The organism is Paenibacillus sp. HJGM_3 (assembly GCF_045062745.1).
In the GTDB taxonomy this organism is placed as follows: domain Bacteria; phylum Bacillota; class Bacilli; order Paenibacillales; family NBRC-103111; genus Paenibacillus_AA.
Genome location: NZ_JBJGED010000015.1, coordinates 42,049 through 55,547 on the forward strand (window position 1 = coordinate 42,049; position 13,499 = coordinate 55,547).

A 13,499-nucleotide genomic window follows, 5' to 3' on the forward strand; every position below is an offset into this window, starting at 1 on the left:
TGCGAACCAAACGTTCTTCTTAGCCAAGCTCCATGGACTTCGTGATACCCCCATCATAGACCTACGCCCTTCGGAATGGTATGGTCGTTTCGGAAAAACTATGTGATTTTGTGGCTGCAATTGACCTCAAGAACATGAAAACGACCCAACCGGCGCGGCCGGTCGGGTCGTTCTCTGTGCACTACTTCTTTTTCTCCTCGATCCCCTGATTCACTTCCCGAACGATCGCCTCGCCTCCGCGATCCAGCCACTCCTTCACCATCTGGTCCCAATCCGAGACGGGCCGCTGCCCGGTGATCATTTTCGTCTGCTCCACGATCAGCATCTTCGTCAGCTCCGTCCCCCGAACCGAGTCCGTTGGCGAGTCTATGCCGTTCCGGGGGTTGATGTAAGTTTTGTCCTTGTACTTGACGAACATCTTCTCCATCTCGCCGGTCAGCTGCTTAAGCGCCGGAATTTTATAATACGCCGAATACTGGTTCGCTTCATCGCCCGGGGCCCACATGAAGTTGTCGAACAGGTAGAGTGACGGAATTTTGCCCTCCTCGACCTTCGATTGCACCGCCGCCCCTTCACTGAATGTGTACCCGACACCCAGCTTGCCGTTGCGCCAATCGTAATCGGGGTTGTCCGGCTTCCGGTCGGCAGGCGGAATGAACGTGCGGCCGAAGTCGATGGCGTCCATAATACGCGCTACTTTGTCCGGCTCGCTCGCGAGCTTGGAGGACAGCGCCGTGAAGCCGAGGAAGCCCGCCTGTGTAGTGAAGCCTTGCGACCCGTCAGGCGCCGCGAACGGCTCGATCGAGACGAACTTCGCCTCCGGATTCGTCTTCAGCAGCCCGTCCATATACACCTCGGACATGCCTCTCGGCGTCCCGATGAAGATGCCTGCACGACCTGAGTAAAATTCTTTATTTCCCTGTATCCAGTTCAGAACGGCAAACTCCTTCGTAACCGCTCCTTCCTTATACAAGTCCGCGAGCATCTGGATCACTTGCTTGCGTCCCGGCCCGATAAGGCCGGGGATGAGCCGTCCCTGTGCATCGCGGTGGTACCACGCGTTCGGATCCCAATAGGTGCCCGCGCTATAATCGGGGGACAAGCTCTGGGACAGCGCAAGCCCATATGTGTCCGCCTTGCCGTTGCCGTCGGGATCCTGCTTTGTGAAAGCGATTGCGACTTTCTTCAGCTCATCATAGCTGCGCGGGACGGGCAGGTTCAACCGATCGAGCCAATCCTTGCGCAGCACGATGACGAACAAATATTGCGTCGGGTAATAGCGCGGGATGGCGTAATAATTGCCGTTCACCTGGAATTGGTCGCGGATGTACGCCGGGACTTGCTTCAAGGTCGGATATTTATTGTAATACTCGTTCAAGGGCAGGAACGCGCCCTGCTTCGCCCAGTTGAAAAAGTTGGAATCGAGATCCTTCACGCCTACTACATCCGGGATGCTGCCGGACGCCATCATCACCGATAACTTGCTGATATAATCCGCTTGCGGGACGAATTGCGGCTTCACAATGATTTTGAACCGATCCTGGATCATCTTCAGGCCCAGCCCTTCCGCGGGCGGCGTGTCGTCCCAGACGTAATTCACGAAGCTGACGTCCATGATGCCCGCTGACGTCTTCGCTTCTTGCTCCGCCTGCTGCCTGCTCTTGTTCGATCCGGTTATGCCGCAGCCTGCAGCCGCCACCGTCATAGCGGTTACGACAGCCATAATCGCCCATCGAGGAACATGCCGCTCTCTGCCGTTGTTCATCCTCGTCCCTCCTCTCCTACCTCCATTTAAGCACGAAACGGACGGCTTGTCTCCTTGCGTCTCTCTTCCTTTTCGGCTAAAAAAACGACAAGGCGGCCGCACATCATCGGCTCGCGATTGTCGTTTACGAATCCTTATTCTTGACTTGCTTCGTACGCCACTTGTTAAACTCCAGAAACTCGAGGAATTGCTCCTTCGTCACGCCGGATTCCATCGCTTCGCGCACGAGCTTCGTCCAGTCCGGGTCGAGCTCCGGCTCCTCCATCCGCGGCTGAGGCTGAAAAAACGTCTGAATCGGGACGTCGAGCACGGCCGAAATTTTCTCAAGAAAGTGAATGGACGGATTCGACTGAATATCCCGCTCGATGCTGCTCAGATACGACTTGGCTACACCGGCCCGTTCGGCAAGCTCGTTCAAGGACCATCCTTTCTCGATGCGCAGTTGTTTGACCCGTTGCCCTATCATACTTATTTCCCCCTAGACGACCGCTGTTATGTATATTTAAGGTCTACAAGCATTTTATCAAACATTGTGTATTTTTCAATGAAAAACCAAAAAGAATTCCTTTCTCCAGCGGGCGGAGAAAGGAATCTTCGGGGTGTTGCGCTATCTTGACAAACGGCAATGGGCTACGCGAAGCAATCGTCATGGTCTTGGGATTCGGAATTCCCGGTTTCTTGAATGAAGAGCCGGACCTCTTCCAAGGGAATCCCCATGCTTTGAGCCGTAGCGATCAAATCGATCCATTCGACATCCAGCTCCGGCGTTGACGCCGGGTTTCTTGCTTTCATTGCAAGGGGCACCTCCGTTATCTTTTTTTCAGCGGCAAAGGGGCTTGTCTGCTCCAACTCATGAAAAATCAATAGCGGCTGTTATACGATTCGCGTAGCCCATCGGAAATAAGGGGGTCACCTAATATTTAGAAATTGTTAAGGCCGGACCCAAAGTTCCATCCAGGCTTGTCGGTCCGACGTTCCGTCGTACCCCGTCCTAGGATCGGGCTGCGGCCGGATGAAGGCGCTCCACCAGAAAATACCGGACCCATGCACCCCATTCGGATTGATCTTAGGATTGGTCGCGCGATCTAGCGCAAGCTGCTGGCGGGCCAGCTCCAGCCCTTGCGCGGCATTCGCCACATTCTCGATCGACGGGTCATGATAAACCGTTCCGTCGTCCGCGACTTTACGTTCGTAGGCGGGCATCGTCGGGTTCAGCTTCGTCTCGGGGCCGCTGCTGTTCGCGATGGCGTGCGCATACCGGACAACGGTAGCCTTCCATAACTGCTGATAAGCCTGCGCCGAATCGACCGGCGACCCCCAGCCCATCTGGTCGTACATCATCGGGTTCAGCATATTGAAAATGCCGGCCATCTCGGTGATGTACGCGTCGGACCACACGGCCGGGTCGGTCGGCGTCGCGATGGAGTAAATCGCCGAGGCGGGCAAAACGGTCCGGACATACGAAGCCGTTGCCGCGAGCACCCGGTCATTCGGCAGAAACCCTTCGATATCGAGCTGAATGCCATCCGCTTTGTAGAGCGTTCCGTTCGCATCGGGGAGCCCCTTATTCACGAGCTTGTCCGCTACTGCGCGCAGATTGGTGTTGTAACGGCTGTTCCCGAAGTTCGGGTTCGACACGCGACGGCCGTTCTTCCATGAATAACGGTTACCGTCATTCACGATTGGGATTATTTTTTGATTCGGGTCGGTTTCTCGCGTGATGCGCATCCATCTCGCCAGATGCCGGTACCCTTCCTCCGGCAGCGTTCCGTTCAGAGAATCTTTGGTAGAGCGTAAAATGCCGATATCGGCCAGCTGATATTCGATCCCGTACTGCTTCAGTTCCTGTACCCGGGCTCGCATGTCGTCATCGGTCAGCGGTTCGGTTCCGTCGAACCAGTAGGAGTTAAGGTAAGCGGTGTTGTGGAGCTGCGGCTCAGTCTGGGTCATTCCCGGTTCCCCTCCTGCTGCGGTTATAGTGGAGAAGACTAAAAAGACTAAGAGACCGGCAAGAAATAAAGCAGCTTTTTTGCTCATGATGTTTCTTTGATGTTCCTTTCTCGAGGTGTCACCCTTGTTGGATTATATTTCCTATGAAAATATAATCCAATTTCCCCGATTTGCACAATATGTCGAAAGAACGATAGGAAAAACTGCCTATTCCTTTTTTCCAGTTTCATGAGCTTCTATTTTCCAGCAGCCATTCCGACATGATCATAAGTTGACAACGGGATCTCAATCGCCAATTCGCAGCCGTACGGCGTACCGTCCTCGGCCGCGGAGGACCGGATGGATACTTCGCCCCCCAAGAGCTCTACCCGCTCCATCATAGATGTAAGCCCGAAGCCGGGCTCGGCGGAGCCGTACGGCTCTCCGTCGCTGACCAGCCGGAACTGCAGCGTCTCCCCGGCTGTCCGCAACGTGAAGCGGAACCGGCTGCACCGGCCATGGCGAATGCCGTTCGTCAAACCCTCCTGCAAAGCATGATACAGCACCTGTTCCATCAGCTTGCCGAGTCCCGACGGAACCTCGATCATCGTGTCCACTTGAATTTCCATCGTATCTTCCGTATATTGGATCAGCTCCCGCATGGACGCTTCCAGCGAGAGCGCCGGCTCCTCCGACTTCAGCAGCCTTACGGCTTTGCGGATATCGTCCAGCGCCTTGCGGACGAGCCCGTTTAGCAGGTCCAGCTTGTCGACGGGGACTCCGCCCTCCCGGGCCGCGAGCTTCTTCGTCGCCTCCAGCTGGACGATGGCCGCCGTCAGCGTATGGCCGACGACATCGTGCATTTCGTACGCGATCCGATTCCGCTCCTCCAGCACCGAGATCTCCGCCAGCGATTCCGCCTTCTCGCGCAGCGTCACCGACAAAATCCGGTTCGCCTGCTTCAGCTCTCCGGTGCGCGTCTCGACCAGTCGCTCCAGATCCCGGTGAAACTGCTCCAGCTCTTGGTGCTTCGCCAGCAGCTCGCGGGCGTTGCGCTCGGACTCGAGATGCACGCGCCGCACGCGGTTCACGACGGCCAGGGCCATACAAATCATGAAGAGCAGCAACCCGTTCGGCTGCAGCCCTTCGATGATCCGGTAGGCGTACATGTGCGTATTCATCAGGCGGTTGAGGGTAATGGGAAAGAGGAGCGCCGTCATCCCGGCCGTCGAGCTGACTATAAGGATCCAGTAGCCCCGCACGAGCCATCGTCGCTCCTCGCGGCGTTCTTCCCGCTGCGGGTACCGGAAGAGCGCATATGTTACGACGATTCCGCCGGCGGCAACGACCATCACGACTCCCAGCGTCGTGAGCTTCCAATATACATAAGGGCTCGCTAGCGCCGTACAGGCGGCTCCGAGCGTATAGAGCAAGACCGACGCCCGGGCCCTTCGAACCAGCCGTTCGTGAGCGGCGCCCAGTGCGGACCCATAAAAGCCTATAAATCCATAAATGGCGAGCGGCGTCAGCAAATCTTTCCAATAATACAGGCTCTGGATCTCGGCAAACCATTGCAGCGACCGGCACGAGAACAGCAAGTTCAGCCCGATCGACAAGCCCATCAGCCCAAACCATCCGTACAGCGGCTCCTTGCGCCGGATCCGCAGCCCCAACCCGACGAGCCCCGCGGTTATATATAAAGTCGAATAGAGCAAATAACCCATCTCGCCTTGAAGCAGCGCGTATAAAATTTGATCGGGCTCTCCGGCGAGCACCAGGTCGTTGCCGATAAACGGATAGCCCTCCCATTCCGCGTGAATGAGCAGCGTTTTCCCTTCGTCCCCGGGATCGATCGCGATGGGGTGCAAGGTTGGAAAAACTCCGAAGCGGCGCAGCTTGCCATCCATGTTGAATGTATACAGCCGCTCCCCGTCCCGGAACACTTCGAACCGGCTCATGCCGGACAGGAACAAGTACGGATTCCGCCATTCGAGCGGCGGGATCGGGCGCTGCAGCCAGACGGATCCGCGATAGCCCGATAGCCCGGCCTTGGCCGTCTGATCGAACGGCACCCAGTCCTCTGCCGCGGGTTGCTGCGGTCCATAGGCGACATGCCAATGTTTGACGAAAACCGTGAACGGCTCCCGGGTTTTGTCCGCGAAATTCGGGCGTTCCACCAGCAGCGCCGGCAGGAACATGCCCAGCACCGCGGCGCAGGTGAGGATCCATAGCGATAGCGAGAGGCGGCTCGTTCTCATCGAGGGCGAAAGCTCCTTCATGCAGCCGGAGCGGCTGCCGATTGTGACACCTTCCAGCCTATCACAAATGGGCGCGTAGAAGTATCGATTCGCGAAGATCATGACAGCCATGACAAAAAGGGTGACAACTCGGACCTTCGGTGCGCGAATGGGGCTGAGCTCGGGTTCGGATGCAAGATTGAGAAGGGGTGCGGAACTGGACGTGACGTGGATATCGTGTCGAGTAGGACGGGAGGTGGGTGCAGTATGAGGGGTACGGGTGCAATCGGTAGGCAATGAATCAAATCTTGGAGCGAGATCGGCACCGTGGGCAAAGCATCCAATCTTGGGCAGGAGCGGGACCGTAGGCAAAGTATCCAATCTTGGGCGGGAGCGGGACCGTGGGCAAAGTATCCAATCTTGGGCGGGAGCGGGACCATAGGCAAAGTATCCAATCTTGGGCGGGAGCGGGACCATAGGCAAAGTATCCAATCTTGGGCGGGATCGGCACCGTGGGCAAAGTATCCAATCTTGGGCGGGATCGGCACGTTGGAAAAGTATCCAATCTTGGGCGGGATCGGAACCGTGGGCAAAGTATCCAATCTTGGTCGGGAGCCGGACCGTGGGCTAAAATCTTGGGCGGGATCGGCACCGCGTCGTAGTATTGACTTTTGGGGCAGAGTTGGGCCGATCGGTTTACGGTATGACATCATGGGCCGGAAAACATAAACTGGGCTGTGAGCATGGAAGCGGTCGGCAGGCTGAAACATAGAATGACAGGTTGAAGCCGCTGCGTCGTTTGATGTGAGGAGGAAAACCTCCCTCTCTTTCGTAGCATTTTGCTAAAAAACCGTACCGAAGAGGGAAAACCTCCCTCTTTCTTGACCGAAATCGCCCAAAATGAGCGGTTTGAGTCTAAGAAGAGGGAGGTTTTCCCTTTAGTAAGCCCGATTATCGATAATCGGATCGAAGAGAGGGAGGTTTTCCCTCTCCCATCCCGGATTAGCGTGTCGGATCGGACGAATGGGAGGCTAGTTGGTGCAACGATTGGCTAAATCGGGGGCTCGCAAGCCAGTCAATCGGCGAGATCTAGGCTCACCTTGGTTCGATCAGTCGATTCTACGCTGGCTAGCCAATCCAGTCCACTCTATCATCCCCCGCCACTACCCCCTACTTCAATTCCCGGAACGCCTGCTGCATAATCGCGTAGCTCTTCTTCAGCCGTTCCTGATACTTCACTTCATTCCACGCCTTCCACTTGTAGAGCGGCTGCTCCGAGACGTCGACGACGTTGCTACCGTCTCCGAGGCCCCGAATCTCTTGCGTGCTCCGGTCCACGATCCACGGAACGAAGCGGATGCCCTTCACCTTCTCGGTGAGCAGCTTGCCGTTCTTCACCCCGTAGCTGACTACGTTCAGCGAACTCGGGTCGGCGAAGCCGAGCAGCATCCAAGGGATGCGCATCTCGACGACGTTCCCCTTCGCTTGCCACATGGCGAGCGAGTTGTAGTCCGGGGACGCCGGGTCGGACGTGCCCCGAGGCAGCAGACCGGCCGGGATGTCGCGGTACGGCCGGTAGTACTTAGCCCACGGCGGACTGAATTCCATGTCGACAATGAGCTTCCACGGCGAGAACACGCCGGAATCGTCCTGCATCTCGGCCTCCTTCACGGGGGCCATCCCGTTGATCACCCCCCAGAGGCGGGTGGTGAAATCATAATTCGAGGCGATGCGCACCTCGCTCTCCGGCTCGCGGCCGAGCGTGATCAGCGTCTCGAGCCCCTCGCTCAGCGTGCGGTTGCCCAAGGCATCCGCATGCCGGTTGCCGCCTTCGAGCGTGCTCGTCCCGATCTGAAGGAGCTCCTGCTCGGGGTTGAAGTCGTGATCCAACTCCCCCGCGATATAGACGTACGCTTCGTCATGTGTTACCCACATGTTCGTCCATCCGGGGACGCCGGGATCGTATTTCTTCTTGTCCTCGAGCTGCATCCAGTCGTCCAGGCGGCCGTCGATGAGGAGCGGTCCGTCCTTGCTCGAATACATCCCGGTAATCCCGAACAGCTTCTCGTTCGTCAGCACATTCAGCCAATACTTGCGCCGATCGACCGGGATCTCGAAGTCCTGCGTGTTCCACGTCCGCTTGAACCACTCGTCCTGCCACATGAACAAGATCGCTCCGGCGTACTGCTCCTGGTGAATCGTCTTCATCAGGTCGGCGTTGATTCGCCCTTGCTCCTCCTCGGTGTGGCCGCCCTGATCGCGCCCCAGATTGGACAGATGCCCGATGCCGAGCGAGGAGGGCACCCCGTACTCCGTCACCATAATGGGCATTCCCGCATGATGGGCCTTCAGCTGACGCAAGTACGCCTTGTATGTGTCGATCTCGCCCCGGTCGTTCTTCACGTTCTGAAGCGACGGATCGCTGCGCAGGAATTCCGGGTAATAAGGATAAGCATGGTACGAGGCGAAGTATCCGCCTTGCCAGTCGGCCGGTTCGATGTGCATCGGATCGACGCTGACGAGATCCTCGGCTCGGTCGATTTCACCGGGATGGGCGAGCGGATCGGTCGACACCCAGTTCGTGAACGCGATCGGGTGCTGCCAGCCGCGCTCTTTCTCGAACGATGCGAGCGTATCCAGCATCTCCGCCAGCATGTTCTCGAACGCCGTGGCGCCCGCCTTCGCTTTGAAGTGGGTCCCTACATAAGGCTCCATATGAGGATAGGCCTTGTCCGACGCGTCTACGATGGAAGGGTCCCACTCGGTCCCTACGCTCCACCCCATGAGATAAGGCCCCGCATTCGTGCGATAGCGGCCGTCCGCCTTTCCGGTTTTGCCCGGAATGTTCGCGTCTCCGTACACCGCCCCTACCGCATAGATGATTTCTTTTTTGAACGCTTTGATCACGAGCGGGCTTTGGGCATCGTGGGTTTTGATGAGCTGCTCCTCGGGCGACCAGACCCCTTGGATGAAATATAGCGGCGAATCCCGGTGCTGCTCATTGAATTCGACGAGCGCCTCGTAGAAGACCGGCTCGTGAATCGTATACACCCGGATCACATTGGCGCCCAGCTGATGAATCTCGTCGAACCATTTCAGGAACGTCGGCTTGTCGATCACCAGTTCCCCCGGATCATGACCGGGAACGGTCGCCCCGACATTCACTCCGTTCGCGAAGAAAGGCTTCCACTCCCCGCCCTGATACAGTTCGATCCGATCCCCCTGGGTCCGAAACTTGACATGGCTGCCGTTGTCCAGCACGGTACTCTCCACCTCCGCACTTTCGGCTTGGAGCGGCCCGTAATAATACCAGCCCATGCAGCCGATCAGCAGGATGGCTATTAGGATTAAGCTTAAGCGTAGCTTGATATTTCTCTTCATAGTGACGTTCGACTCCTTACTGCCGCACAGATGTCGCTGCTATTCGCGCGGGCCATAGCTCATGGCCGAATCTCCGATTTCGAGATGGTTGCGCAGGATGCGGCTTAGCTCTCCCATGTACGTTTCCAAGGGCTGAGCCCGTTCGTACGGATTCGTTTGCGCTTTGGCGATAAAACGTTGAAGCTCCAGGCAGAGGCCATCCAAATCGGCTGTCGCATTCGTCGCACTCAACGGTCATCACCTCCTTTAAGACAAGAGCCGGCGGATGCGGGCTTCGACTTCCATCGGGGAATACGGCTTCTTGATATAATCCGACACGCCTAGCTCGAAGCAGGCGCTGATGTCGCGCTCGACCCGCTTCTCCGACAGCACCATAATGCTGCACTCCGGCTGGGCCGGCTGCTTCGCTTGCCGCTGCCGGATGCGGCGAATCAGGTCGTATCCGTCGTAGACGGGCAGCGACAGCTCCGTGATCACCAAGTCCGGCGACAGCGTCTGGAACATCCGCAACCCGTCCAGCCCGTTGTGCGCGGTGAACACCTCATAGCCTCTCCGGCGCAGCAGCGTGTCGAGCAGCTCCCCGCCCGTCTCGTCTTCGTCGACGATCAGAATGGTAGCCGGCTTCCGCTTCACCTCCGGCGGGTTGTAGATCAGGATGGACGACTCCCCGTCCGACTCCCGCTCCATCAGAGCGTGCATCGCCTGCAGGTCCGATTCCTTCGGAATGCCGCACTCCGGGAAACTGGCGATCACCAGCTGACCCACGGCAATCCCTTCCTCCAGCATCAGCTGCTTGACCGACAAAGCGGCGTAGTGCGTGTCGCTCAAGACGAGGTCGGGGAAGAGCATCGCGAATGTCCCGCGGCTCGGGTCGCCCGCGAAGTGCACCGCCAGCTCCGGCTCGCTCCGCGCCACCCGTTCCCGCAGCCGGCTGAGCCCGACCGGGCCGAGCGGACTGCTCGCCAGGATGACGCCGCAGGCGGTCTCGTTCGACTGCACGAGCGTTTGATTCAATAGGGCAAAGAGTGAATGGGTATCAACGGCTTCTTCCAGCAAAGAACTGCTCATAGTCTCTCACCTCATCGTCGGCGACTGCAGCGAATGTACAGTCGGCCTGGATTAGTTGTTGGCAGGTTGGTTCTGCATGACCGGCTGGCGTCCCGTACTTACAGGCTCGTCCTGCCAGCTGGTGCGCACCATGACGCCCCATGAGTCATCATTGCGAATGTAATCGAGATGGCCGAGTATTTTCCAATATACGTTGATCTGGTTATAACCCAGCGTCATGAGGAGGGAGTAAAAAATCATTTTGACCAAATCCTTGAACTTCGGGTACCGCCGGAACGCGATCTCCTCGATGAGCAGCGCCCCGCAGCTGAATACGATCTCGATGAGCAGGCTAACCCCGATTATGAGCAGCATCATCTTGTAGTCCGCCATATTGAGCGCGATGTACCCGAGGAGGGCCATGTAGCCCGTAAGCCGCAAGTAAGGGCCCAGCGTCTCGAAGATCAGCGTGTACGGCATCGACAACAACCCTACCGCCCGGTATTTCGGAACGAACATCATGCTGCTGTATTTGAAAATGTTCTTGATGTTGCCGCGCGACCACCGTTTGCGCTGGCTCTGCAGGATGCGCAGCGATTCAGGCGCCTGCGTCCAGCACACCGCATCCGGACAATAAGCGATCCGGTACGGCAAGCCGTGGTCGAGCATATGCTTGTGCAGCTTGATGATGATATTCATGTCTTCGCCCGGGAAGCCGTCCCGGTATCCGTCGACCTTGATCAAATAATCTTTGCGGAACAAGCCGAACGCGCCCGACACGATGATGAGCCCGTTCATCGCGCTCCAGCCGATACGTCCGGCCAGAAACGACTTCAAGTACTCGATGTTCTGGAACATCGGCAGCAGCTTGTTCGGCAAGCTCACTTCGGTGACGCAGCCGTTCTCGATCTTGCAGCCGTTCGCCACCCGGACGTTGCCGCCGATCGCGATCGTCTCCTCCGGATTCTCCATATAGACGGAAGCGAGCCGGATGAGGGCGTCCTTCTCCAGCAGCGAATCCGCGTCGATCGTGGCGACGAGCGGATAGTGAGACACGTTGATCCCCACGTTCAAAGCGTCTGCTTTCCCGCCGTTCTCCTTGTCCACGACATAGAGCGAAGGATAGCGCGGATTGTGATACACCCCCCGGATCGGCATCGCCTCCAGTCCCGCCTGTTCGGAATAGTTCGTCGTCGGCGCGAGCCGGAAGGCGTCGATAAGCACCTGAAGCGTCGCATCCTTCGAGCCGTCGTTGATGACGATCACTTCATAGGACGGATAGCCGAGGTTCAGGAGCGACCGGACGCTCTCGATAATCGTCAGCTCTTCATTATAAGACGGGACGAGGATGGACACCGGAGGCACTTGCTCGGAACCGGACAGTTCATGGTACCTGGCGTATCTCGCTCCCTTGAGGATGCGAATGATCCGTTTGTGGGAGAGCAGCATGAGGATCAAATAAAAGGCGTAGACGGCGATGACCGAATACAAGGCGAATAACGCATAGCTGAGCAGGAGCGATTTCATGCTGAATCCTCCTTCGATGCGAGAAGCCCGTTCATCGACGGTGCCCAGCCGGGACGTCCTTCGAAAAATTGCCGGTAAATCTGCAGCCTGCGGTTGTGCTGCAGCGCCTGCTCGAAATCGTCCATATAGAGAGAGCCGTGCATGAGCTCCTCCTGAATCACCTCGTACGCGAGACTAGCCTCTTCCGTTTGCTCCGAGCCCGCCGCCGTCTCGCACAATGCTTCGAAGCCGCTGTCCTGCAAGCGGACCAGGCTGCGGGCGCAATTCATCCTCACGCGCCAGTCCGGGTCGGACAGTCCTTCCTTCAGCAGCGCGATCGCATGCTCGGTCTCGATCCGGCCTAGCGCCTCCGCGACCTCGGCCCGAATGTTCGCGTCCTCATGCCCCATCCATTCGGCGAGCCGATCGGAGGTCTGTCCGCTCCCCTGCCGGACCAGCGTCTGGACCGACAATAGACGCAGCTCCGCATCCTCCGACGCCAGGAACGGCGTGAGAAGCTGGAGCGCGCCGGGAATCGAGCGGTTGTGCAAGCCGGTCAGGGCAATGCGCTGCAGCTCGTCGTCCGGCTCCTGCAAGTATTCGAGCAGGAGCGGCGTATAGTCCAGGCGGGATAGCGCCAGCACTTCCGACACGAGCCGGTGCGACTGCTTGCGGTGCTTCGCCAGGCTGCGCACCATCGCGTCGAGCTGCTCAAGGCGCTCTGCGCTCTGCGAGATGGCGCGGGCGATTACGAACGCCGGGGAGCCGTATCGCTCCTCATCCAGCAGCTGCTGCAAGAGCGGAACCGCGGTCCCCGCTTGCAGGACGCCCAGGTTGTTCGCCGCATCGAGGCGAATCCAGTGAATCTCGCTTCTCAGCCGCTTGAGATTCATCTCTACGAGGCCGAGATCGCGGCATAGCTGCGCCAGCTTGTCGCGCTCCGCGCCGACAATTTTGTCCATCCACTGGAACAGCTTGGTCTGAATCACCTTCAGCTCGGTTCGTGACAGCGTGCCGACCGGTTTTTGAAGCGGTATGTCTTCATGTAAATGTGATTTTACATAGTCGAAGTAATCTTGATGTTTGGTCAAATAAGCTCGGGTTTGGCGCTCGAACCAGATCGAATGCGCCCTCAGCCCGAATAGGCCGAGAAAGATGACGGCGATAAACACAATTAAGATGTAGGCCAGAACGAGTAACTCCGTACTGCTGTCATTCATATGGTATTCCCTCCTTGTCTCTCTCTATCTCCGGGTTCTCCTATCTCTTCTTTCTATTCCCGTTCGTGCTGGTAGATATGGTCCGCCCTGGCCGGCGATACTCAGACATGTTCTCATTAAAGAACTAGATTAAAGTATACCTCAGAACACCCCAATTGAAAAACGGCAAAATCTCGACAAAATTCTTTAAAAAGAACAAAATCCCACGTTATTCTCTTAAATAATCCCGTATTCACCCCAAAATATAACTTTATATAGAACAATACTTTGCATATAATGAAGCATGGTGTTCTTTATTAAGTACATCTAGCATCTCTAGCCTTATACTATTGATGACATGAACACAAAGGATGGTTGATAGGATGAATTTGCCGAATACGAACGTAGGAGCGAAGGGAAAAAAAGCCGGCTCGC

General features: G+C 57.2%; 10 protein-coding genes. All 10 read right to left on the bottom strand.

Annotation, left to right across the window (positions count from 1 at the left end; all coding sequences use genetic code 11):
- Positions 1-181: 181 nt before the first annotated feature.
- Positions 182-1,765 (bottom strand): extracellular solute-binding protein, encoded by a 1,584-nt coding sequence (locus ACI5FR_RS17345; protein ID WP_405456512.1) that lies wholly within the window; start codon positions 1,763-1,765, stop codon positions 182-184.
- Between the two features lie 124 nt (positions 1,766-1,889).
- Entirely contained in the window at positions 1,890-2,231 is a 342-nt protein-coding gene (locus ACI5FR_RS17350; RefSeq protein ID WP_405456513.1) for a helix-turn-helix domain-containing protein, read from the bottom strand.
- 164 nt (positions 2,232-2,395) lie between these two features.
- The gene (locus ACI5FR_RS17355) at positions 2,396-2,557 is read right to left on the bottom strand and encodes a hypothetical protein (RefSeq protein ID WP_405456515.1); all 162 of its coding nucleotides are present in this window, start codon (positions 2,555-2,557) and stop codon (positions 2,396-2,398) included.
- 138 nt (positions 2,558-2,695) lie between these two features.
- The gene (locus ACI5FR_RS17360) at positions 2,696-3,715 is read right to left on the bottom strand and encodes a hypothetical protein (RefSeq protein ID WP_405456516.1); all 1,020 of its coding nucleotides are present in this window, start codon (positions 3,713-3,715) and stop codon (positions 2,696-2,698) included.
- Positions 3,716-3,951: 236 nt separating this feature from the next.
- Positions 3,952-5,952, bottom strand: coding sequence for a sensor histidine kinase (locus ACI5FR_RS17365; protein ID WP_405456519.1), 2,001 nt, complete (start codon positions 5,950-5,952; stop codon positions 3,952-3,954).
- Between the two features lie 1,149 nt (positions 5,953-7,101).
- Positions 7,102-9,312 carry a hypothetical protein gene (locus tag ACI5FR_RS17370; RefSeq protein ID WP_405456521.1) on the bottom strand — a complete coding sequence of 737 codons (2,211 nt, stop codon included), beginning with the start codon at positions 9,310-9,312 and terminating at the stop codon, positions 7,102-7,104.
- A gap of 39 nt (positions 9,313-9,351) precedes the next feature.
- On the bottom strand, positions 9,352-9,543 hold the full coding sequence (locus tag ACI5FR_RS17375) for a hypothetical protein (RefSeq protein WP_405456522.1): 192 nt from the start codon (positions 9,541-9,543) through the stop codon (positions 9,352-9,354).
- Between the two features lie 15 nt (positions 9,544-9,558).
- Positions 9,559-10,380, bottom strand: coding sequence for a response regulator transcription factor (locus ACI5FR_RS17380; protein ID WP_405456524.1), 822 nt, complete (start codon positions 10,378-10,380; stop codon positions 9,559-9,561).
- A 51-nt stretch (positions 10,381-10,431) separates the two neighbouring features.
- On the bottom strand, positions 10,432-11,886 hold the full coding sequence (locus ACI5FR_RS17385) for a glycosyltransferase family 2 protein (RefSeq protein WP_405456525.1): 1,455 nt from the start codon (positions 11,884-11,886) through the stop codon (positions 10,432-10,434).
- Positions 11,883-13,085 carry a HEAT repeat domain-containing protein gene (locus ACI5FR_RS17390; protein WP_405456527.1) on the bottom strand — a complete coding sequence of 401 codons (1,203 nt, stop codon included), beginning with the start codon at positions 13,083-13,085 and terminating at the stop codon, positions 11,883-11,885. The genes ACI5FR_RS17385 and ACI5FR_RS17390 overlap by 4 nt, the downstream gene beginning before the upstream one ends.
- Positions 13,086-13,499: the final 414 nt, after the last annotated feature.